This window comes from Vicinamibacterales bacterium, assembly GCA_035699745.1.
In the GTDB taxonomy this organism is placed as follows: domain Bacteria; phylum Acidobacteriota; class Vicinamibacteria; order Vicinamibacterales; family 2-12-FULL-66-21; genus JAICSD01.
Genome location: DASSPH010000042.1, coordinates 88,815 through 111,327, shown reverse-complemented (window position 1 = coordinate 111,327; position 22,513 = coordinate 88,815). Strand labels below are relative to the sequence as shown.

The following is a 22,513-nucleotide window of genomic DNA, read 5'->3' as shown; positions in this document are numbered from 1 at the left end:
TATCGAGGCACGGCGTTCGGGGCGGCGGATCGCGGCCGCTACTTCTTCGCGGATTTCATCACCGGCCGGGTGTCTCGCTCGCGCTGGCGATCGATCCGGCGACGGGCGACGCGTCGGGCGTGGATCAGCTCCAGGTCTGGGGCGCTGCCGTTCGCCGGCGGGGTACAATAGGAGTTCCCCTCTGGGCCGGAGTGGTGAAACTGGCAGACGCGCGGGACTCAAAATCCCGTGACCGCAAGGTCGTGTGGGTTCGATTCCCACCTCCGGCACCAACTTTCTGCAACCGATCTGAAACCGGATCAGTCGTTTCTACCGGTTCTCTACCCTGGCGTTCATTCACCGGCGGGCCGCCTGCCTTACAATGCGCCCAGATCACGGAGAAAGCCGCATTGCAGGACCTCATCGAAGAGCTCATTCGGTGGCTCGGGTATGTAGCGTTGAAGCTCCTGACACTCGGACGCTACCGCCGTGACCCGTCGGACAGCCTCGCGGAAGGCGCGGTCGGCTTCGGCGTCGTTGTCGCGATAGCAGTCCTGATCTACTCGGTCCAGGCCTCCACATAGCGGGTCCACGGCAAGGCGCTGCTTGTTCTTCGCGTTCAGCGTCGCAGCCGCCTGGCGGTGCCCGCGGCGGAGACGAACGCTCCAGCGCCGCCGCGAGACGACGTGCTCCCGAATGGCAAGCAGCGTCACGCGCAGAAGGTCTGCGACGGCTGAGGCGTTGTAGTATTCGCGCATGTACCGAGTCGCGCCGGCCACCAGGCTCATCGTCTTTGGCGGGCTCGCCGTGCTGGCGGTCGCGTGGGCTGCAGCGACGCTGTCGCTGCGCCAGGTCAGTGCTGCCCGATACGTCTGGATCGCGACTGGTGTCTCGGCGTTGCTTCTCGCGGTCGTCGTCCGACGGCGGCTGGCGGCGCGCGCGTCCGAGTACATCCAGATCGCTGACGACGCGATCACGGCGTCGGGCCCGGCGGGATTCCGGACGCTGCCCTGGGCGAGCATTGCACTGCTGACAGTCACGCGCGGAGGCGCGCTCGAGCTGTCCGACGCGAGCCGCACGCACCCAATCGTCGTCAGCCGGCGGTTCGAACCGTTTCCGGCGCTCGTTGCCGACGTGGTCGGGCATCTCGCTGCGGCGTACGCGCATCGGAAGCGCGGCGCGCGTACCCCGCCGGCGCCTGACGCGCTCACGTTCGGCTCGTCAGTCGCACCGGAAGTGCTCCAGGTGCTCGGCTCGCTGACCTGGACGGCAGCGATCGCGTGGTTGAGCCCGCTGGAGTTCCTTCTTGGTCTCGCCCGTAGGCCGCTCGCCGTGTCGTGGCTGGACCCGCTGGCCTTCGTGCTCGGTCTGGCGTGGATACCGCTCGCGCTGTGGGGTCTCGCGCGCGCGCCGTATGCCGTCACGGTGCGGCCCGCCGCGCTGACGCTCGCGACACTGGCCGGGACGCGCGAGATCCCGATCGCCTGTATTGCGGCGGTGGAACTCCTGTCAGACGACCGCGGCCGGCCGGCGATCGTGATCGCGGACACGAGCGGCGAGCGCACCGCGTTCGTGATCTCCAGACTCACCGAGCGGCCGCTCGAGCTTTACGACGTGTTGCGGCGCCTCCACGAGGGTCCCGCGGCAGCGGCAGCGGCCGGCGTCATGGGGATGCGCCTCGAGCCGGTCCGGGGAGCGGCGTTCATCGCGGCGTGCGCCGTCGTCGGGCTGGCCGTGGCGAGCATCCCGATCTTCAATGGCGGCGTGCTGCGGTTCGCCGCCGCGCACGGCTATGCGCGCGCCGCGAAGGCCGTCCTGCGGCTCGGGAGTCCCGTCGATTATCGCGGCACGACACAGATGACGCCGCTCTGCCTCGCCTCACGGGATGGACATCTGCCGATTGTGAGGCTGCTGCTGGCGCACGGCGCCGATCCTGCGGGACAGTGCCGCGACGCGGAGTTCACCCCCCTCCACGTGGCCACCCAGAATGGCCACGGTGATATCGTTCGCGCGCTGCTCGACCGGGGCGTGTCGCCCGATGTTGCCAACCGGTATGGCCGGACGGCGTTGTCGCACCTCGCCTGGATGAATCGTCCGACGGCCGTCGACATGGCCGCCCTGCTGCTCGACCGCGGTGCGTCGATCGACCTCGCCGACAACGAGGGTTTTGCACCGATCCACTGGGCAGTCATGGGTAAGAGCCTGCCGATGATTCGCTCCCTGGTCGCGCGCGGCGCGAGGCTCGACGCCAGAACGACGGAGGGGTCGACGGCATCGATGGATGCGGTCAGGCGCGGCTGCGTCGAGTGCCTGCGGCTGCTCCTCCAGGGCGGCGCTGATGTGAACGCGCGCAGCGCGACCGGCCAGACGCTGCTGCGCAGAGCCGCGTTCGACGGAAATCCCGACATCATTGCAATGCTGCTCGAGGCCGGCGCCCGGCCGAATGTCGCTGCGAGCGACGGTTACGACGCGCTGCAGACTGCGGTCTGGAACGGCCACAAGGAGGCGGTCGCAATGATGCTCGCCCATGGAGCCGATATCAACGCCGTGACCGAGAAGGGCACAGCGCTGTATGCAGCGGTGCAGCGCAAACAGCCGGAGATCCTGGCGCTGCTGCTCGATCGAGGGGCGCGTTGGGATCTCGGGTACCACGACCTCACACCGCTGCAGCGTGCCGCGCGCGGTGGAGAGACAGCCATGGTCCGCATGATGCTCGATCGCGGAGCCGATCCGAACGCGTCAACCGCGACGCAACCGCCTCCGATCGTCCTGGCTGCCGACGAAGGCCACCTTGCGGTCGTGACCCTGCTCGTGGACCGCGGCGCGGATGTTCGCGTTCGGTGGAAGGACTGGACTCCGATGCGCGCCGCGCAGGCGAAAGGACGAGGGCCCGTCGTCGAGTACCTCCGCGCGCGCGGCAGCCAGTAGTCATCCGCATCGGCGGTCGCCGATATCTTCACGGATGGAATGCAGAGCCTGTGGTCAGCAGAATCACAATGCGCGGTCGCGCCGCAAAGCGCACCGCGCCGAGCACGTCGGCAATTGCCGCGACTTGCATTTCAGAAGGGCGTTGTGCCTGCCTGGCGCAGGTGCCTGTCAGCGCGCCCTGGCACGCTGACGCACGAGTTCCTCTACCAGCGCCGCCACCTTCTGTTTGATCGCGGCGTCCGCTTTCTCGAAGTCCTGGCTCGGGGAGGGAACGTCGTCCCAGTTCAGCGTTCTGCCGCGCGGCGCCGGATACCCGGAAAGGTCGCACCCGAGCGACACGACCACGTCCGCCGCGGCCACTTGCGCGGCGGTCGCGCGCGTCGGTTTGCTGATCGGAACGGTGTAGCCGTTCTTCTTCAGATGCGCCGATACGGCCGGCGCGACCGCAGGATCGGGCTCCGTGCCTGCGGACGTCACGACGACGTTCAGGCCGCGTTCCTTCGCGGCACGCTGGAAGTAAGCGGACGCCAGGACGCTCTTGGCGGCCCCGTGCGGACACATGAACAGCACCGCCGGGGGCTTCGGCGATGGCGACTGTGCCTGCGATAGCGCGGACACGGCCGAACCCGCGGCACAGAGTCCCACCGCCAGCACGACCGCGATTGCCCGATGCATGATCTTCACGTTCCCTCCCGCCTGCGCTTTCGCCCGGTTGGCCGATCGTAGTTGTCGAGGCTCACCAGCGTCAACGGCGGAACGCTCCGCCAGCCCCTCACAACGGCAGATCGGATCGAAACGCCACTTCACTCGCGGCCATGGCGCCCTGCGACAATCCCCCTAAGAACCAGTCCCGTGGGTCGGATCGTGCTCGCGGCTACTCCGTGCGAAGGACCTCGAGGGGATCGGTGTGCGCCGCGCGCCGCGCCGGCAGGAAGCTCGCCAGCCCGGTAATCACGACCAGCAGCAGCGCGACGGACAGCAGGGTCGGAACGTCGGTCGGACGGATCCGCACCAGAACGCCGCGAAGCGCGGTGGCCGCCAGCAGCGCGCCGCCGAGGCCAAGCGTCAGACCGACACCGAGATGCACGAGAGCACGCCGCAGCACGAGCGACCACGCCTGGAACGGTCGTGCGCCGAGCGCCATGCGGATGCCGATTTCCTGCGCGCGCCGGGCGGCGTTGTACGCGGTCAGCGCGTACATGCCGAGCGCGCTGAGAAACACGGCCACGACGGCGAAGGCGGTCAACAGCGTGCTGGTCGCCCGCTGCATCCAGCGGGACTTCTCCGACAGCCGCTCGAGCGTCTGCAAGCCGTACACGGGCAGATTGGGGTCGAGCGTGCGGACGGCCTCGCGCAGGGCCGGCGCGAACACGGCCGGGTTTCCGCGCACGAGGACGGACGCGCGCAGCCCCGGGTCGATCCCGTGCGGAACATACGCCACCGGCTCCTCGTCGCGAGCCACACTCTGGCGGACCGGGGGCACGACGCCGACGACGGTCAAGAGCGGCGGCGGAGCGCCGGGAGCGGCGGCATCCGCCAACCGGATCTGCCGCCCGATCGGATCGCCGCCGGGGAAGAACGCGCTGACAAACGGGTCATTGACCAGCACGGAGTGAGGCGAAGAAGACGCGTCCAGCCGGTCCCACTCCGTACCGCGACGGAGCTTCAGCCCCAGGACGTCGAAATACCGCGCTCCGATGCCGACGACGCGCGTCGTGCGCCGGCGCTCGTTGTCCTGCGCCTGCTGACCGCCGGTGAGAACGGTTCTGGACGGGGATCCGACAAACGGGGCGGCGCTCGACAGCGCCGCCGCCTCGGCCCCTGCCAGCGATCCAAGACGTTCGTCGAGCTGCCGGTAGAGCAACTGCCGCTTCTCGAGCGACCCGTAACTGTCTTCGGGCAGCGCCAGGCGCATCTCCCACACGTTGGGAAGGTCGATCGCCGAGTCGGCGCGCTGCAGCACGCGCGCGCTCTGCGTCAACAGCGCCGCCGAATTCAGCAGGATCACCGTGACGGCCAGCTGGCCGACGAGGAGCCCGCCCATCAGGCGGTTGGCGCGCGGCGTCGTGCCTCGCCCCGCCTGGTTCAATACCGAGGTCAGGTCGGTGCGTGCCAGGTGAGCGGCCGGCAGCAGCCCGAAGGCAATGCCGGCGCCGACACTGAAGCACGCCAGCCAGGCGAACAACCGTGCGTCGAGCGTGAATCTGATCCAGTACGGCAGGTTGAAGTCACGCGTTTCGTTCGCGAACCACGACACCCCGAACGAGGCGGCACCAAGGCCGATCAGACCGGCCATCGCGCCCATCAGGGCGCTTTCGATGAGCAGCTGGCGCACGATCCGCGCGCGGCTCGCGCCGAGCGCCAGCCGCAGCGAGACGTCCCGCGCGCGCGCCATCGAACGCACGAGCAGGAGGTTCGCGGCGTGCGAGCATGCGATCACCACGACCAGCAGCGCCGCCGCCATGATCATCAACGGCGCCGGCTCGGTCATGCTGCCGACGAATCCCTCGTTGAGCGGGACGACCGCCACACGGCGCCAGTGATTGCGCTCGTTCAGCGGCGCCGCAATCGCGGTGAACTCGGCGCTGGCCTGCTGGACGGTGACCCCTTCGGCCAGCCTCGCGATCACGCTGACAGGACGCGCCGCCGCGGATGGCGCGTGCGCCGCCGGCATTGCCGCGAGCGGCAGCCAGAGGTCGGAACTGACCGGAAACCTGAACCCCGGCGGCATCACGCCGACGACGGTCACGGGCGCGCCATTGAGATGCAGCGTCCTGCCGACCGCTCCCCTGTCGCCGCCGTAGCGATCGGTCCAGATCGCATGGCTGATGATGGCGACCGCAGGCGCACCGGCGCGGTCGTCGCCCTCCACGAAGTCACGCCCGAGGATCGGCTGGATCCCGAGCAGTCCGAACGTGCTGTGACTCACGAACGTGCCAGCCACCTGATCGGTGGCCTGGACGTCGTCGCGAAGGTTGATTGGCGCGCCGGCATGCGCGGCGACGGCGGTCGCGGAACGCGCCGACCGCCACCGGTCGAACAGCGCGTAGGTCGTGTCGCCGCCGTCGACGCCGACGTCCACGAGCGCCGCTGGACGGTCGAAGGGAAGCGCACGGAGGTTCAAACCGTACATGACGGTCATGATGGTCGTGCTGACGCCGAGCCCGAGCGCCAGCGCGACGACCGCCGCGGTGGTGAGCCACCGGTCCTGGACGATCTGACGTACGCCATGCTTCAAGTCCTGCAGCAGAGCATCAGCCGGCATGATCGCGCTCCATTCCGTTTCGGATCCCCCGGCACGGGCTTGCGTGCGCCGCGTCGGGTGCCGATATGCGGCGAAGTCTACAGCACCGCGCCCGGCAGGTACCCGAAGGAGCGAAAGGGTCTAGAATGCGGGCATTACTCAACACCCCGCCAGCGTCACGGCGCTACTTCTCAAATGGGGGCAAGGCGACCAGAGCGCACGCGACCGCCTGATCCCGCTGGTTCATCAGGAGCTCTACCGGATCGCGCGACGCTGCATGGCCGGGGAACGCGCCGGGCACAGTCTGCAGGCGACGGCGCTCGTCAACGAAGCGTATCTCCGCCTGGTCGACGGAAAAGTGGTCGCGTGGCAGGACCGCGCGCATTTCCTCGCCGTCTCGGCCCGCGTGATGCGCCGCATTCTCGTCGACCATGCCCGCGCGAGGCACGCCCACAAACGCGGCGGCGAGGCCGCGCGCGTCACCTTCGACGAAGCGCTGGTCGTGACCGACGAACCGAACCAGAACTTCGTCGCGCTGGATGACGCGCTCGAGGCGCTCGACCGGTTCGACGAGCGCAAGAGCCGCGTCGTCGAGCTGCGGTTCTTCGGCGGGCTGAGCGTCGAAGAAACCGCGGCCGTCCTGAACGTGTCGAGCGACACCGTGATGCGCGACTGGCGCCTGGCGAAAGCGTGGCTGCAACGGGAAATGCGCGGGGATTGCCCGTGAGCCAATGACCCCCGAACGGTGGCGGCGGATCGAGGAGCTGTATCACGGCGCGTACGTCCGGCCGGCCGCCGATCGCGCCGCGTTCCTCGATGCGGCGTGCCGCGGCGACGACGGCTTGCGGCGCGAGGTCGAGGCCCTGCTGAACGAATCGCTGGAGGGCGGGTTTCTCTCCCGCACCGCGCCCGACGTGGCGGCGGCGCTCGCCGTTGCCGTGCCGCCCGATCTGACCGGCCGATCGCTCGGCGGTTATCGCCTCGGCGCGCTGCTCGGCGCCGGCGGCATGGGAGAAGTCTACCGCGCGCGCGACGCCAGGCTGGGACGCGACGTCGCCATCAAGATCCTGCCGCCCGCGTTCACCCGGCGTCCCGATCGCCTCGCCCGCTTCGAGCGCGAGGCGCGCATGCTCGCCGCGGTGAACCACGCCAACATCTGCGCGATCTACGGGGTCGAAGAAGTCGACGGCATACCGTTGCTGATCCTCGAGCTCGTCGAGGGTGAGACCCTCGCCGGCCGCATCGAGGACCGGCGGCGCGCGGGCGGCGGCGGGCTGCCGCTGCCGGATGCGCTCAGGATTGCGCGGCAGATCGCCGATGCTCTCGAAGTCGCCCACGACAAGGGCATCGTCCACCGCGACCTGAAGCCGGCAAACATCAAGATCACGCCGGACGGCGTCGTGAAGGTCCTCGACTTCGGCCTTGCGAAGATGGTGAGCGCCGACGGTTCCGCGCCGGACCTCACCCGTGCCTCCACGGTGACGCAAGGTGAGAGAGTCGGCGGCGCCGTGATCGGCACCGCCGCCTACATGAGTCCGGAGCAGGCGCGCGGCCACGCCGTGGACAAGCGCACCGACATCTGGGCGTTCGGATGCGTGCTCTACGAGATGCTGACCGGCCGCGGCACGTTTGCCGGCGACACCGCCTCGGATTCGATCGCCAGGATCCTCGAACGCGAGCCGGCGTGGTCGGCGCTGCCCGCCTCGACGCCGGCGTCGATCCGGCGGCTGCTGGTCCGCTGCCTCGCCAAGGATCCACGGCAGCGCTTGCGGGATATCGGCGACGCGAGGATCGAGATCGATGCCATCGACGACGCGCTGCCGGGCGCCGTCGCCGCGCCGGAGCCCGCCGCCGGACGCCGCGCCAGGGTCTGGCTGCCCTGGGCGGCGCTCGCGCTGCTCGCGGCCGTGGCGGCAGCGCGGGAAGGACTCCGGCCGGCCGCGTTCGAGAACCCGCTCCCGTCGGAAGGCTTCAAAGCATTGACCGACTGGCCCGGCTCCGAGTGGGGCGCCGAGATCTCTCCGGATGGAAAGGCCGTCGCCTTCCTCTCCGATCGCGACGGCGAGCTCGATCTGTATTCCGGTCTGGTGGCCACCGGTGTTTTCAAGAACCTCACCGACGGCGTCAAGCCGCTGGTCAATCCCGTCGGCGCGCTGCGCTGGACCGGATTCTTCCCGGACTCGGCGAGGCTCTGGTTCAGCATCGAGGCAAGGCAGAAACTGGAAATGCCGTGGTCGGGGGGAACGCCTCGCGCGTTTCTCACCGACGGCGATCACACGCCGGCCTGGTCGACGGACGACCGTCTGATCTATTTCAACAACCTGGCCGGCGACTATCTGTGGACGGCGGACGGCGCCGGCCGCAACGCGCGCCGGATCGATATCGACTGGCCCGCCACGCCGGGCCGGGAGCCGGCCGAGGCGTTCCACAATCACAACATGGTCTGGGCGCCTGACGACGCGTGGATCTATTTCGCGCACGGGATCATCCGCGACGTGAACCGCCCGTACGAGATGGACGTCTGGCGGGTCCGCCCCTCCGGCGGATCGCCGGAGCAGCTGACCTTCCTGAACACGACCTTGACGTATCTCGCGATGCTCGATCGCGACACGCTGGTGTTCGTCGCGCCTGACGAGAAGGGGTTCGGCTCGTGGCTCTGGTCGCTCGACGTCGGCGGGCTGCGCACCTCAGGACGGTTGTGGGGCGCCGGGCGCGTGCTGCCGAGACGGATTCCCACCGGCATCCAGCAGTACAGCTCGGTGTCCGCGAGCCGCAACCACGGGCCGGTCGTCGCGACGCAGGCGAACCCGACCGCAAGGCTCTGGAGCGTGGCGATCCGCGCCGACAGGCCGCCCACGGAGGAGGAAGTGGTCCCCGTCCCGCTCCCGACGGAGCGAGCGCTCGCCCCGCGCTACGCGCGAGGGACCGAGTCGCCGCTGTTGTTCTTCCTGTCGGCGCGCGGAACAGGAGATCGCGTCTGGCGGTTCGACACGACCGCCGTGGAGATCACCAACGCCGCGGACGAGCACGTGATCGAAACGCCCGCGCCCTCGCCGGACGGCCGCCGCGTGGCGGTGGTCGTCAGAGATTCAGGCAGGAAGCGGCTGGCGGTCATGAACCAGGACGGCCAGGGCTCGCAGATCCTGGCGGCGTCGCTCGAGATACTCGGCACGCCGGACTGGTCGCCTGACGGGCGCTGGATCGCAGCCGGCGCGCGCGACGCGGGCGGGATGGGCCTCTTCGCGATCCCCGTCGACGGAGGACCACCCCGCCGTCTGGTGTCCGGTGTCGCCACCGATCCCGTCTGGGCACCCGACGGGCACTTCATCATTTACGCCGGCCTGTTCTCCGGCGGGACCACGACCGCGCGGCAAGCGGGCGCGCCGCTCAAGGCCGTGCGGCAGGACGGCACGAAGTACGATCTGCCGCTGGTGACCTGGCCGACCGGAGCGCGCGAAGATCTCCGGGCGGCCCCGGACGGCTATCGCTTCCTCGACCAGACGCATCTCGTCTACCGGCCGCGGCCCGAGTCGCTGGATTTCTGGCTGTTCGATCTCGTCACCGGCGAGCAGCGTCAGATCACGCGGCTCAGCAACAAGGGCAACGTGCGCGGCTTCGACATTTCCCCCGGCGGCACGCGCATCGTCTTCGATCGCATCCGTCAGAACTCCAACATCGTCCTGATCGACCCGCGGGGAAAATAGCGCCAGCCCGCCGCTTCACCGCCGGACGAGTTGCACGTCGAAGCGCGTGTCGCCGCGAACCGTCGCGTGAATCCGGCCGTATGAATCCAGCAGCTCCCCGGTCGGATCGAAGATGTCGTAGCCGGCTTTCGTCACGAACAGCGGGTGGACGCCGTTCTGGCTCCATTCGAAGCGGTATGCGCCAGCGGCGTTCGTGTACACGAACGTATGACCGACCGGGCTTCCGCACGAGTCGCAATACAGTTCCACCCCTTCGACGGGCACCTGCCCTGCCGCGGTCATTTCGAAAACCACACCGGACAGGACATAGCTCGCGATCCGTTCGAGGCGGATATCGAGCTCGGTGTCGCCGCTCATCGTGACGGCTCCCGTCGCGACGATGTAGCCGGCCTTCGTCACCGAGACGGAGCGGCTGATCGCCGTGAGCCCGTCGATGCTGTACCGTCCGTCCTGGTCACTTACCGAGGTCCGTCCCGACACCATCTCGATCACCCGCGCGCCCTGTACCGGCGCGGAGCCGGCTGAGGTCATTTCGGAGACGGCGCCGGACAACACGTACGTCACGGCCGGGGGCGGCGGCGGCGGCGGCGGAGGGAGTGCGGTCGGAAGCGAAGGTCCACCCCCGCACGCGGCCAGCAGGACTGCGACGCTCGAGAGAGCACAGAGGCGCTGGATCGTCTTGAATGTGCCGTTCATGTCCATTCCCTCTCACAGCTTTCGCAGGTATGCGAGCAGCGCCTTGACTTCTTCAGGCCGCGGGCGGCGATCGAAATTCAGGCCGTCGGTCGTCGCGATCGGCGGGATGACGCTGCCCGGGCCCGGAACGAAGTTGGCTTCCGCGCGCAGGAAGAGCGCGATGTAGTGATCGACGACTTCCTCGAGGGTCGCGGCGCTGTTGTTGTGGAAGTAGGGAGCGGTCCTGCTGATGCCCCGAAGGCCCGGCACGTCGAATTTCTCCCAGTCGTCCCGCGGCGCGGGGCCGCCGACGAAGCCGGTCAGCAACGCCCGGCCGGGATCGGACGTCGTCCGGCGCACGAGGGTCCCGGCGGGCAGCACGCCGCTCGGCGTCGCAGTTGCGGCCGACAACGCGATTTCATACGTGCGCGCGTTGCGGGCAAGCTGCGGCCGGCACGCGTCGAACACGAAGCGGGCGGCGGCGTCGACGGGACGCGGACACTGGCTCAGGATGGCGTGATAGCGAATCACCGGCGCCGGAGGGTTGTTGGGCGTCGCCTGCGGGGTCGATTGTCCGGGACCGCCGTGGCACTGGGCGCAGGCGCGCTCGAATACGACCTTGCCTTCCCGTTCGAGCGGATCGAGATGGCGATCGGAATCCAGCAGCGGCTCCGTCCCCTCGCGCGCCGCGTCCGCCAGCGCGCGGACGCGCTCGTTGGTGAACAGCACGCGCTGAAACGACGCCAGGTCGTCGAGCAGCTGCTGCGGAGGCGCGACCTGAACCTGGGCGTGGCCGATCAACGCCGCCGCCGCCTGTTCCTGCAGGCTGCCGAAACGCGCGTCCAGCTGGTAGCCGCCGGCGTTGTTCGGCCCGCGCGGCCACAGGATCCCGCCGTCCGGTCCCGTCAGGGCGACGTCGTTCACCGTCGGAACGCTGCGCCACACGTCGACTTCCGTTTCTGACGACGGTTGATTGGTCGCCGGATCGATCAGCCTGATGTTGGGCGGGAGCGGGAACGTGATTCGGACCAGACCGTTCTGGCGGAGGTTGCTGAAGTCGGAGGCGCTGTCGCCATTGGTCCGGAAGTCATCGGCATCGATCGGCCGGAACAGCGGATCGTCGGCGGCCGGATCCCACTGGCGCCGCCGCTGCAGAAGCTGAAACCTCGCCTCGACGCCGTCCGGCGACAGCTGAAAACTGTCCGCCGGCATGTGACAGTCGGCGCAGGCGCGCCCGTTGGCGCCGAGGCCGTCGAGTTGCCGGTCGAAGAACGCGCGGAAGCCCCGGGCGGCCGCGTCACACGGCTCACCGCCGCAGCGATCGGCCTGGACGGGCGACCCCGCGCCCGTGTGGTCGATCGACGCCGGAGACGTCACCTCGGCGGTGCTGGCCTTCATCAGCAAGGTCGAGAACGTCATGAGGCCGGCGGCGACCAGCCATGATGATGTCTTCACAGATGCCCTCCGATCTGTGAAGCGGAAAGACGCGGACGAAACTTGAACGGGCGGGCGCGGAGCCTGAAGACTGCGATCCAGGCTCCGCGGTCTCGACGATCGGCGGCTACCTGAGAAGCTTCATGTACGCCACGATGTCGGATTGATCCTCGGGCGTGAGCACGATCGCTCCTCCGGTGACCACGTTGAAGAACAGCGCGTAGTGCGCCGCGACGTCCTCGAGGGTCTTCGCGCTGTTGTCGTGGAAGTACGGCGCCGTGTGCCTGATGCCGCGCAGCGGTGAAATCTTGAACGCATTCACCTGATCCAGGAGGGGCACGGGCGCTTCGAGCTGGCCGGTGATCATCGCGCGCCCGAGATCCGGGCTCTGGATGATCGCCTCCTGTGCCGTGCCCTTGTTGAACACGAACGTGTGCACCGGGTTCTGCGCCGCGTTGAACTCGGAGACGCCCACGCTGATGAACCGCTGGCCGGCAGGAATGGGCAGCCCGATGAAATCCTTGGCGAATTCGTTGGTCTTGTTCAGCAGCGGCCCGCTGTGGCAGTGCGAACACAGTCCCGGTTTCAGGCCAGCCGACGGATCCGGCGGCACGTCCTCGAAGAAGCGGCGGCCGCGTTTCTCCGAGACCGTATTCCCCGCTGGAAGTCCCGGAGCCGGCCCCGCCTCCAGCGCAAAGCGCCGTACCTCCGGCGACGTGAAGAAGGCGTTCGTCTTCTGGAACTCCGCAATCGCGTGCAGGGATGCAAACGATGGCGTCACGCCCTGCGCGTGATCCTGAATCGCGCCGGCCGCCTGCGACTCGAGATTGGGCTGACGTCCATCAAGCATGATCTGCTCGTCGAGCGCCGGGGAATTCAGCGTCGTCGCGATGGCGCGCCGGACGGTCACGGTGCGCGCGTCGGGATCGTCGAGCAGCGAAACGTTCGCGGCGAGCGGAATGGTGACGAGGACGGTGGCGTCCGCACGCATGCGCGAGGAGCCGTTGCCCTGCCCGTCGTCGCTGCCGTCATGGACGAAGAGCGGATCGGCCGGGTTCTGCTGGAACCGCTTCTCGGCATCGGCGGGTGACACCGTTCCGGTCTCTGCGCTGTGGCAGGTCTGACACGTCCGGCCGTTGCCGCCGAAGGTGGCCTGCGTAAAGAGCCGCTGGCCCTCGAGAATAAGGCCGGGAGGCGCACCCGTGCCGTTGGCCGCCGTCGCCACAGCGGTCACACACGCCAACGCCGCCCCCAGGAGAAGGGCATTCTTCATAAAGCCGTCCTTTTTTCTTGCGAAAGGACTCGTCTGGCGGTGCGGCAGACCGCGCAACGGCGGCACCGGATCGTCTGGCGGGTCTACTGTTGAGGTGGGGAGTCTATGCGAGTGGGATGGGGAAAGGCAATGGCAATGTCGTATCCGGCCGACACGCGTGACTGTCAATTTGACACGGTGTATGGCGGACGGACGACGCCCCCACCGGGGCAGGCGCTAAGCTACGGACAGGCGCTGTTCGTCGGACCGCCGCCACGGACCGCACTCGCGGCAGTGGTGCGGCGCATGGTCGTGCACCAGCGCGTCGGCCCGCTGCTGGGCCTCGTGCTGCCCGAGAACGTACGCCTTCACCGGGAGTTCCGGTGCATCCCCCTCTGTCGGGTAGGCGACGACGTGCCATTTCCCATCGACGTCGTCACTGGCTTCGATCTGGGCGATCCATCCGTTGACGTGCTCGCGGAGCAAGGTCAGCGGCTCGGGGAGGTCGTCCTCCTCGATGCGATACGCGGCGTTACTCGATTGGCGGGCGGTCATTGGGCGGTAGTATATGCAAACTCACTGCCCCGATTTGCCGCTGGCCGCAGCGATCCCGCAGGTCGCATCGCTGCAGTGACCGGGATTCCGATGACGCTCGCAGAATTCAAGGCAACGCTGTCTTCCCCGCAACCGCCGGCCCGGGCGAGCCGCGCATTGCTCGCGCTCTGGCACGACGGCCGGGGCGACTGGGACCAGGCGCATGACACCGCGCAGCACATCGAGGATCCGGATGGCGCGTGGATTCACGCCTACCTGCACCGCAAGGAAGGTGACGCGGGAAACGCGGCCTACTGGTACCGGCGGGCCGGCAAACCGATCGCGTCCGGATCGCTCGACGCCGAGTGGGCCGCGATCGCCGAGGCGATGCTCGCGGCGGCCGGCAGCGATCCGCGCTAGTTCAAACGCCGGAACAGCCGCTTCGCTTCCTCGTAGCGGCGGTTGCCCCCCTCGTATTCCGCGGTCGCCGCGGCGCGCGATTCCCTGGCGAACCGGCTCGAGGCGTCGACGGGGCCGAGCATGTAGAACGCTTCGTACTTGGTGAGCGCGTTGCTGATATCCAGGTTGAGATCGGTCAGCGGACGATCGGGCCAGCGCTCGAGCAGCTGCCGGCCGCCGGCAGCGGACACCAGCCCGCGCAGGCGGCGCAGCGCGGCCTGCCCCTGCGCCCGCGCCTGGGCATCGCCGTCGAGCGCGGCTTTCGACTGACGGTCCAGGTCTTCGAGCGTGGCGATCATCTCGGCCGCGCATGGCAGGTACTTCGCCCGCTCGACCGAGCCGTCTTTGTATTCGAGGTTCCGGCAGGCGCTGTTGTCCGCGACGACTTCCGCGCACGCCGCCGCCGCCGCGAGCGACGCGAGGGCGATGCCGAGGAACGTCCGCCGAAGCGCCGCTGCGGATGCACAGACTGTCATGGCGTGATCTCTCCGGCGGGGGTCCGATCAAACGGTGCGCCAGCCGGAATCGCTGTTTACCGGCGCAATCGCGCGGCGGTGTGCGCCGCGCGATTGCAGTTCTGTCAGCCGCGCACGGAATTGGCGGTGCTGCGCGGATCGCCGACCCGGTAGCGCATCGGCACGCCGAGCAATTGCATGCACAGCGGGGCGATGTCCACGAGCCGCAGGTGCCGCGGCAAGGTGTGGCTCACGCCGCCGCCGGCGACCAGCACCGGACTGAGCGAGTCGAGCCGGTGCAGCGCGCCGTGCGAGGCCCCGCCCAGGTGCGCCTCGCCTCCGGGAACCTCGAACTCGCAGCCGGCCTTCGCGGTGCACCACAGCTCGCCGCTCTGTTCGAGGTCGAGCGCGCCGGCGATGCGCTCGAACGCGTTGGGATAGTCGGCGAACTCGATCGTGCGCCCGTCCTGCTGCAGCGTCAGCGCCCCCGCGTCGCCGCGCCACGTCCAGGCGGTGCCGAACGCGTCGGCGCCCGACGGCGGCGCTCCGCCGCGCGCGAACTCGAGGCGCCCGCGTGACGACCACACGACGTACCCGCCGGCGCCGGGCCGCGACAGCGACATCCGCCACATCACTTGATCGATCCGCGGATCCGCGATCAGGGTCGCAGCGATCCGCTCCACCAGCTCCGGCGCCGGCTGACGCAGGTAGATCTGCGCCGCGCGCATGTTCGGGCAGATCATGATCTCGTCGCGCTCGCGCCACGGACGTCCGAGCTCCGCCTGCCGGAAATCGGCGAGGTGCCGATCGAGATGAATCGCGGCCTGCTCCTGGTTCAGGACGTCGCAATGCCCGTGATCCGACGTGATGACGACGACGGTGTCGGCGAGGACGCGATCGATGCCGCCGCCGGCGTCGAACGCTTCGGCCAGCATGGCGTCGATGCGCTCGAGCACCGTCAGCGCCGCGACCGGCCCGATCTTGTGACTCAGGTAATCGTTGTCGGCGAAGTAGGCGATGGTGAAGTCGGGCAGCGCGCGGCGGTCGAGGATCTCGCAGAGCATCACGCCGGTCGACGCGTCGTCCATTCCGAAGCGGTGCAGCAGTCCGCCCTTCTTGTCCAGTTTGCGCCCGCTGCTCCACGTCGGCACGACGAAGTCGCCGAGCGCGAGAATCGACGGACCGAGCACGCTCTCCGACAGCGGCGCGCCCGGCAGCGCGGCGATCGCCCCGGGAATCCGCACGTCGTGCTCGCAATCCCCTTTGAACACCAGGTAATTGAGACACGCCGCGCGGCGGCCGGTGCGCTCGATCATCTGGAACATCGACGGCGCTTTCAGCCGATCGCCGTTCAGCCGCAGCAGGAAGTCCTCGAGGAAGTTGCGCAGGCCCTCGCGCGCGATCACCCAGAAGTCATCGCCGTAGTACGCCACCTCCTGCCGCGCGCTGTCGAACCACGAGGCCCCGGCGATGCCGTGCTCGCTCGGATAGGCGCCGGTCGCAATCGCCGACGTGGCCGCGGGAGTGATCGACGGAAAGATCGACGCCGACGACTCGTGCATCGCCCCGCGCTCGAGCAGCGCCTGGAAGGTGGGCAGCCGGCCGGTGCGGATCGCCGGGCAGACCGCGTGAGGGGTTGCAGCGTCGATGACGATGAGCAGGACCTTCGCAGCCACGTGTCGAGTGTAGCTGACCTGCGCGCCGCCGGATCCGTGCGGCGGGTGCGCGCCCGCACACCCTCGCACACCGCGCACAGCCGGCGGCGGGATTTCCGGCGCATTTCAGCGGCAGTCCCGCGGCTCGGCCTTTGCTCGCCACCAGGGCGTGATCTGGTTCCTGGAGAAGAAGGACGATCTGCTGGTCTGCGAGATCCGCCGCGCCGCGGGATCGGCCGGCTACGAGTTCGAGATCGCCGATGCCAGCGGACCGAAGACGATCCATTGCGAGACGCCGAAGGAGCTGATCGCCAGGTACCTCGACGAGCACTCGCGGCTGATGCGCGATGGCTGGCGTCCGCGCGCCGGCAACCTCACCGCGCTCGAATAGCGTAAAAACTTCCACCTCCGCGCGCGAGCTCGAGCGCACCACGTCCCGCCGATTGCGGTCGAGGTCGTGTGGTACCCCGCTTGCTCAATACCTCCGCAGCACGAAGACGAGACGCAACCAGGAGGATTGAACCGATGCACCGCTCAACAACACGATGGACGACGGCGATCGCCGCAGCGGCGCTGCTGTCGCTCCCGGTCGCAGGCGCTGCCCAGACGACGGGCGCCACGCCGCAGCAGCCGCCGGCGACGCAGCCGCAGCCGCAGCCGCAGGAGCCGACCTCGCCGACGCAGCAACCGCCGGCCACCGCCTCGCAGCAGCCGGCCTCCGGCCAGGTCGACGCAGCGGCGGCGAAGAAACATCTCAGCGACGCGCGTGAGTCGCTGAGCCAGGTGACCTCGATGCCGGAAGCCGCGAAGCTGCAGGGCGACGCGCGCACGCAGGTGTCGCAGCTGATCGCGAACTTCAACGAGCTGATCACCACCCAGAACGACTGGCGCGCGGCGTACGCGAAGGTCGACGCCAGCCTCACGGCGCTGCTCGGACCCGACACGAGCGATCCGAGCGCGGGCGCCGCGGTGGGCACATCCGGAACCGCCGGCACGGCGGGCACCACGGGTACGGCGGGGACCGCAGGGACGACCGGCAGCACGCCGGCGGCCAGCGGCGCGGCCACCGCGAGCATCGAGCCCGCGATCCGCACCAAGCTGACCGAGGTCCGCTCGCATCTGAAGCTGTTCGAAAAGGCGGCGGGCGGATCGGCCGAGGCCTCGGGCGCGATGGCGCCGGCGGCGGCCACCGGTTCCAGCGCCAGCCCGGCGAACCCGGCGAGCACGCCGGCGAACCCGGATCCGACCAGTCCGAATCCGACGAGCCCGAATCCCTCGAGCCCCGCGCCGTCGACCCCGGGCCAGCCGCCCTCGTCAGCAGGCGCGACCGGCACGAGCGGCGTGACGGGATCGCCGACGGCCGGCATGGCGCCGGCGGATCAGACCAAGGCGGCCGAACAGGTCGGCCACGCCGAAGCCGACAAGCACCTCGACGCCATCGCCGACATCCTGAACAAGTCGAAGACCGGCGCGCTCACGAAGGCCCAGACCACTGAACTGAAGAAGCACGTGGAGCAGCTCCGCGCGCTCTTGAAGCAGGGACGGTAAGGAGACCGGGCGGGCGGATCGGGATCCGCCCGCTCGCTCCCGCTCTGCGCCCCCCGCGCGGCGCACTGGCCGTCCCGCTACTTCTTCGGCATCTCGATCTTCGAGACCGTGATCGCCTCCCCCTTCATCTCTCCGGTGAGCGCGACCTTGTGGCCGCCGTGCGCTTTCAGATCCTTGAAGTCCTGGTTGGCGATCTGGTAGGTCTTGCCGTCAGAGACGAACACGTACTTCTGGCCGCCCGCCACGCACTTGGTCACGCAGCTGTTGTCGCTCTCCTCCTGCGACCCGTGCTCCGCCTTCGCGTGCTTGCCGTTGCAGCGCGCGTCGCTGATCACGCCGTCCCACGTCTTGTCGGCCGCGGCGGTCAAGGGTGCCGCCGCGAACAGGATCGCCGCGGTAAACATCACGAGCTTCTTCATGGGCTGACTCCTGACTGAGATGAACCGGCGCCCCGCAGTGTATGCCAACTCCCGAGCAGGCGGACAGCGGCACGCAGGCGGACGGCGGACACCGCGGCTGCAGTATCATCGCAGCCCGAGGCCATTCTCTTGTACAGACGCCCATCGACACGGATTGCCGCGATCGCCGCCCTGCTCGCCGGAGGCTGGACTCAACTCACCGGACGCGACCGCGTTCCCGCCGACACTGCGCCGGCCGCCGCGCTTCAGCGCGCCGCTGACGCCTGGGACAAGGGGGACTACGTCGCCGCGTTGACCGCGTACCAGGACTTGCTGGCGGGACCCGACGCCGCCTCCGTGCTCGAGCCGATCGCGCTCCAGACCGGCGAGCTGTTCCGCACCATCGAGCTGACCGCGAACGGCGCCAATCCGGCGTTCTCGGCCGACAGCCGTTATTTCTCGTTCGAGACCGGCGCCGCGGTGAGCGCCGGCACCGCAGCGGGGGCGGGCCGCGTCACCCGCGTGCGCGCGGCCGCGTCGCCCGAAAAGGACCTGGCCTCGCTCGACGGCGGCGACGCGAGTTTCTGCCCCGACGGCCGCAGCATCGCGTTTCTGCGTGTCCCCGCGACGTCCGCCATCGCCGCGGCGCAGATGGCGGTCACGGCCGCCGTCACGACACAAGAGCGCGCGCCCCGGCTGCAGGCGCTGAACCGCCTGATCGCCCGCAGCGGCCGCATCGTCGTGCGCGATCTGTCGTCCGGCCAGGAACAGGAGCTGAACACGGGGGATCTGCTCAAGACCGGGATCACCTGCGCCGCCGATGGCAGCGTGCTGTTCGCCGGCGCCGGCGAGACGGATGCGGCGGCCACGCAGATCTACGCCGTGCGCGCCGGTGCGGCCCCGCAGCCGCTCACCAAGGGAGAAGGATTCAAGGTCCCGTCGCGGATCGACGCCGCCGGCCGCACGTTGCTGTACCTGGTGCCGCGCCAGGGCCCATTCAGGACGGCGAGCGCCGAGGGAACCGCGGCCGCCGGCGAGGGACGTGGAGGCGGCGGCGGGGGCGGAGCGGCGCTGAACGCGCCGTCCGCCTTCGGCATCGTGACGCTCGCCGGCGTGTCGACGACGGTGACTGGCGTCGCGCCGGCGATCTCGCGCGACGGCCGCTATGTGGCGTGGATCGTGCGGGCCGGCGCCGCGACCTCCGGCGGCGAGCAGACGCTCCTGGTCGCGCCGACCGATGCGCCGGGTTCGCCGATCGAAGTGCGTAAAGGCAGCCAGCGCCTCGACGCGCCGGCACTCTCGGCCGACGGCTCCCGCGTCGTCTTCCAGGCGATGGCGAAGGACGACTGGGAACTGTTCGTCGCCGGGCGTGACGGCAAGGACGAGATCCGCGTGACTCGCGAGATTCAGCACGACATCGTGCCGCAGTTCCTCGGACCGGGCCGGCTGCTCGCCGCAATCGGCGAACCGCGGCACCGTCGTTCGTATCTCTATGACATCACGCCGGGGAGCGAAACGGCCGCCGCGAAAGTGACACGCACGCGCCTCTTCCACAACAACACCGTGCGCACCATCGCGCCGGAGTACGCCTGGGTCGCGTCCGGCGACGGATCGAAGCTGCTCGTCGTCGCCGAACGCGACGGCGACACCGTGTCGCCGGAGCGCGGCGTCTACCTCATGGATCTCGCGGCGCGCGTCTCGGCGGCCGATCTGAAGAGCCGCGTCGCCGCCAGCCTCGCCGCGGAACGGCATCTGCGCGACACCGGCAGGAAGATGTTCGCGCCGATCGCGGCGGACGTGGCAACTGTCACCCGCGAGGTGTCCACCGGCCGGGTCTACGCGCACGAGAAAGCGCTGTTCGACTTCGACTCGAAGCACATCACGCGCCCGGGGAACCGGCTCGCGGCGGAGTACCTGTTCAACGCTTACGCCTCGTTCGGCTACACGCCCGAGTACCAATGGTTCTCGCCGCGCAACGCGCTCGGCGGCCGCACCGCGAACGTCCTCGCCACGTTGACGGGTACGGTCAATCCCGAGCTGGTCTACGTGGTGAGCAGCCACTACGATTCCGTCGCCGTCGGACCGGGGGCCGACGACGACACGTCGGGCACCGCGGCGCTGCTCGAAACGGCGCGCGTGCTGGCGGGGCATCCGATGCCGGCGACCATCGTGTTCGCCTCGTTCACCGGCGAGGAGGCGGGTCTCCTCGGCAGCCGCGAGTTCGTGCGCCAGGCGGTGGCGAACCGGATGAACATCGTCGGCGCGCTGAACAACGACATGATCGGCTGGGCCAACGACCACCGCCTCGACAACACGATCCGCTACTCGAACCCGGGCATCCGCGACATCCAGCACGCCGCGGCGATGCAGTTCAGCAGCCTGATCACCTACGACGCGCTCTACTACAAGAGCACGGACGCGGCCGCCTACTACGAGGCGTACGGCGACATCGTCGGCGGCATCGGGTCGTATCCGGTGCTCGGCAATCCGCACTACCACCAGGCGCACGATCTGCTGGACGGGATGAACCATCAGCTCATCGCCGAAGTGGCGAGGACCACCGCCGCGACACTGATGCTGCTGGCGTCCAGCCCGTCGCGCATCGCCGATCTGGAGGCGACGGCGGAATCCGGCGGAGCCGCCGCCTCGTGGACGCCGTCACCCGAGAAGGGCGTGAATGGCTACATCGTCACGTGGGGGCCGGCGGCGAATCCGTCGCAGCGCAGCCTGCGCGTCGCCCGGCCGCGCGCGACGCTGGCCGGTGCCGCCGCGGGCATGGTGGTGCGTGTCAAGGCGGTGAACGCCAGAGGGCTCGAGGGGTGGGACTGGGCGACGGCGACAGTGAAGTAGCAGTGCGCAGTGCGCGGTGCGCGGTGCGCGGTGCGCAGTGCGCAGTGCTTTCAGTGCTTTCAGTGCTTTCAGTGCGTTGACGACTGTATATAGATATTATATACAGTAGGTGTCATGACTGGCAGCGTGCCGCGGTTGACGCTTCCGCCGCTTTCGGCGGCGGGGCCGGGCACGCTGTATCAGCAGATCATCGACGGCCTGAAACGTGAGGTGAGCGAGGGGCGGCTCGCTCCGGGCTCGGCGCTGCCCTCCTTCCGCCGGCTCGCCGAGCAATTGATGGTGAGCGTGATCACCGTCAAGCGCGCGTACGAGGAGCTCGAGCGCGAAGGCATCATCTTCCGCCGGCAAGGGTTGGGTACGTTCGTCGCCGACGCGGCCGCGGATCGCAGCCGCGACGCCAAGGCCGCGCGGGCCCGCGAGCTGCTGCGCGAGGCGGTCCGCGAAGCGACCGAGGCGGGCCTCGCCGGCCGCGACGTGCTTCACCTCCTCCATGCCATCCTCCACACCCAGACGGAGCCGAAGCATGTCCGCAAACGCGGTTGAGATCCGTGGACTGGAGAAGAAGTTCCCCGCCTTCGAGCTCGGACCGCTCGACCTGACGGTTCCACGAGGCGCAATCTACGGGTTCGTCGGACCCAACGGGTCCGGGAAGACGACGACGATCGATCTGATCTTCGGGATGGGGACCAAGGACGCCGGCACGATCACCGTCCTCGGCCTGGATCATCTCCGCGACGAAGTCGCGATGAAGCGCCAGGTCGCCTACGTCAGCCCCGACCTTCAGTTCCAGCCCTGGGGCCGCATCCACAAGGTCGTCCAGTTCGTGCGCGGGTTCTATCCGTCGTGGGACGAAGCGTACTGTGGCCGCCTCATGCGCACGCTCGACCTCAACCCGTCGGACCGCATCATGACCCTGTCGTTCGGCGCGCGCATCAAGCTGGCGCTCGTCCTCGCGCTCTCCTGGCGGCCGAAGGTCCTGATCCTCGACGAACCGACGGTCGGCCTCGACGCGATCTCCAGACAGGCGGTGTTCGCGGAGCTCCTGGCCGCAGTACAGGACGACGAGCGGACGGTCCTGATCTCGTCGCACGGCCTGGACGACGTCGAGCGGTTCGCCGACCACGTCGGCATGATCAAGAACGGCCGCCTGCTGTTCGAAGGGGCGACCGTGGACGTCATCGCCCGCTTCCGCATCGTGGACGTGGTCGCACCGGAGGCGGTCCGCTTCGGCGCCCGTCCCGGCATCGTCGTGCAGCGCCAGGACGGGCAGCGCTGGCGGCTGCTGATCGATCGGCAGCGCGCGACGCTGGAGAGCCTGCGCGCGCTCGGAGTGACGCTCGTCGCCGAGGCGCCGGTCACGCTCGAAGAGCTGTTCGTCGCGCTCGGCAAGGCCTGACG

Annotated in this window: 18 protein-coding genes and 1 tRNA gene; 10 read left to right on the top strand and 9 right to left on the bottom strand. The window is 69.1% G+C overall.

The window, feature by feature from the left end; all coding sequences use genetic code 11:
• Nucleotides 1–185: 185 nt before the first annotated feature.
• Nucleotides 186–272 (top strand) — tRNA-Leu (locus tag VFK57_09010).
• Between the two features lie 84 nt (nucleotides 273–356).
• Here the strand turns inward: VFK57_09010 and VFK57_09005 are convergent.
• Complete coding sequence (locus VFK57_09005) at nucleotides 357–737, bottom strand: hypothetical protein (protein ID HET7695832.1); 381 nt, start codon at nucleotides 735–737, stop codon at nucleotides 357–359.
• On the opposite strand from VFK57_09005, the gene VFK57_09000 reads away from it, so the two are divergent.
• Nucleotides 736–2,907 (top strand): ankyrin repeat domain-containing protein, encoded by a 2,172-nt coding sequence (locus VFK57_09000; protein HET7695831.1) that lies wholly within the window; start codon nucleotides 736–738, stop codon nucleotides 2,905–2,907. The two genes, VFK57_09005 and VFK57_09000, sit on opposite strands and share 2 nt — an antisense overlap.
• 168 nt (nucleotides 2,908–3,075) lie before the next feature.
• On the opposite strand, the gene VFK57_08995 is transcribed toward VFK57_09000, so the two are convergent.
• Together VFK57_08995 and VFK57_08990 are read right to left on the bottom strand one after the other, a co-directional pair.
• Nucleotides 3,076–3,582, bottom strand: a complete 507-nt coding sequence (locus VFK57_08995) for a hypothetical protein (GenBank protein HET7695830.1) — start codon at nucleotides 3,580–3,582, stop codon at nucleotides 3,076–3,078.
• Between the two features lie 199 nt (nucleotides 3,583–3,781).
• Nucleotides 3,782–6,172: an ADOP family duplicated permease gene (locus VFK57_08990; GenBank protein HET7695829.1), complete on the bottom strand. Its 2,391-nt coding sequence runs from the start codon at nucleotides 6,170–6,172 to the stop codon at nucleotides 3,782–3,784.
• A gap of 133 nt (nucleotides 6,173–6,305) precedes the next feature.
• On the opposite strand from VFK57_08990, the gene VFK57_08985 reads away from it, so the two are divergent.
• Nucleotides 6,306–6,878, top strand: coding sequence for a sigma-70 family RNA polymerase sigma factor (locus tag VFK57_08985; protein ID HET7695828.1), 573 nt, complete (start codon nucleotides 6,306–6,308; stop codon nucleotides 6,876–6,878).
• Nucleotides 6,879–6,882: 4 nt separating this feature from the next.
• A complete protein-coding gene (locus tag VFK57_08980; protein HET7695827.1) occupies nucleotides 6,883–9,855 on the top strand; it encodes an LpqB family beta-propeller domain-containing protein in 2,973 nt (990 codons plus the stop codon).
• A gap of 15 nt (nucleotides 9,856–9,870) precedes the next feature.
• Here the strand turns inward: VFK57_08980 and VFK57_08975 are convergent, their stop codons facing one another.
• From VFK57_08975 to VFK57_08965, 3 genes are all read right to left on the bottom strand, one after another.
• Nucleotides 9,871–10,551, bottom strand: coding sequence for a carboxypeptidase-like regulatory domain-containing protein (locus VFK57_08975; GenBank protein ID HET7695826.1), 681 nt, complete (start codon nucleotides 10,549–10,551; stop codon nucleotides 9,871–9,873).
• 12 nt (nucleotides 10,552–10,563) lie between these two features.
• On the bottom strand, nucleotides 10,564–11,985 hold the full coding sequence (locus VFK57_08970) for a hypothetical protein (GenBank protein ID HET7695825.1): 1,422 nt from the start codon (nucleotides 11,983–11,985) through the stop codon (nucleotides 10,564–10,566).
• Nucleotides 11,986–12,091: 106 nt separating this feature from the next.
• On the bottom strand, nucleotides 12,092–13,237 hold the full coding sequence (locus VFK57_08965) for a hypothetical protein (protein HET7695824.1): 1,146 nt from the start codon (nucleotides 13,235–13,237) through the stop codon (nucleotides 12,092–12,094).
• 135 nt (nucleotides 13,238–13,372) lie between these two features.
• Here VFK57_08965 and VFK57_08960 point away from each other — a divergent pair, with 135 nt between their 5' ends.
• Nucleotides 13,373–14,170: a hypothetical protein gene (locus tag VFK57_08960; protein ID HET7695823.1), complete on the top strand. Its 798-nt coding sequence runs from the start codon at nucleotides 13,373–13,375 to the stop codon at nucleotides 14,168–14,170.
• On the opposite strand, the gene VFK57_08955 is transcribed toward VFK57_08960, so the two are convergent.
• Both VFK57_08955 and VFK57_08950 read right to left on the bottom strand, forming a co-directional pair.
• A complete protein-coding gene (locus VFK57_08955) occupies nucleotides 14,167–14,685 on the bottom strand; it encodes a hypothetical protein (protein ID HET7695822.1) in 519 nt (172 codons plus the stop codon). The genes VFK57_08960 and VFK57_08955 overlap by 4 nt on opposite strands.
• A 104-nt stretch (nucleotides 14,686–14,789) precedes the next feature.
• The gene (locus VFK57_08950) at nucleotides 14,790–16,340 is read right to left on the bottom strand and encodes an alkaline phosphatase family protein (GenBank protein ID HET7695821.1); all 1,551 of its coding nucleotides are present in this window, start codon (nucleotides 16,338–16,340) and stop codon (nucleotides 14,790–14,792) included.
• Nucleotides 16,341–16,488: 148 nt separating this feature from the next.
• Between VFK57_08950 and VFK57_08945 the strand changes: the two genes are divergently transcribed.
• Entirely contained in the window at nucleotides 16,489–16,710 is a 222-nt protein-coding gene (locus tag VFK57_08945) for a hypothetical protein (GenBank protein HET7695820.1), read from the top strand.
• Between the two features lie 134 nt (nucleotides 16,711–16,844).
• Nucleotides 16,845–17,867, top strand: a complete 1,023-nt coding sequence (locus tag VFK57_08940; protein ID HET7695819.1) for a hypothetical protein — start codon at nucleotides 16,845–16,847, stop codon at nucleotides 17,865–17,867.
• Between the two features lie 77 nt (nucleotides 17,868–17,944).
• Here the strand turns inward: VFK57_08940 and VFK57_08935 are convergent, their stop codons facing one another.
• Nucleotides 17,945–18,286: a hypothetical protein gene (locus tag VFK57_08935; GenBank protein ID HET7695818.1), complete on the bottom strand. Its 342-nt coding sequence runs from the start codon at nucleotides 18,284–18,286 to the stop codon at nucleotides 17,945–17,947.
• Nucleotides 18,287–18,415: 129 nt separating this feature from the next.
• Between VFK57_08935 and VFK57_08930 the strand changes: the two genes are divergently transcribed.
• The 3 genes from VFK57_08930 (at nucleotide 18,416) to VFK57_08920 (ending at nucleotide 22,511) form a co-directional block, all read left to right on the top strand.
• Nucleotides 18,416–21,115 carry a M20/M25/M40 family metallo-hydrolase gene (locus VFK57_08930; protein ID HET7695817.1) on the top strand — a complete coding sequence of 900 codons (2,700 nt, stop codon included), beginning with the start codon at nucleotides 18,416–18,418 and terminating at the stop codon, nucleotides 21,113–21,115.
• A 114-nt stretch (nucleotides 21,116–21,229) separates the two neighbouring features.
• Nucleotides 21,230–21,658, top strand: a complete 429-nt coding sequence (locus tag VFK57_08925; protein HET7695816.1) for a GntR family transcriptional regulator — start codon at nucleotides 21,230–21,232, stop codon at nucleotides 21,656–21,658.
• Nucleotides 21,639–22,511 (top strand): ABC transporter ATP-binding protein, encoded by an 873-nt coding sequence (locus tag VFK57_08920; GenBank protein HET7695815.1) that lies wholly within the window; start codon nucleotides 21,639–21,641, stop codon nucleotides 22,509–22,511. Before VFK57_08925 ends, VFK57_08920 begins: the two co-directional genes overlap by 20 nt.
• The last annotated feature ends 2 nt before the right edge of the window (nucleotides 22,512–22,513 follow it).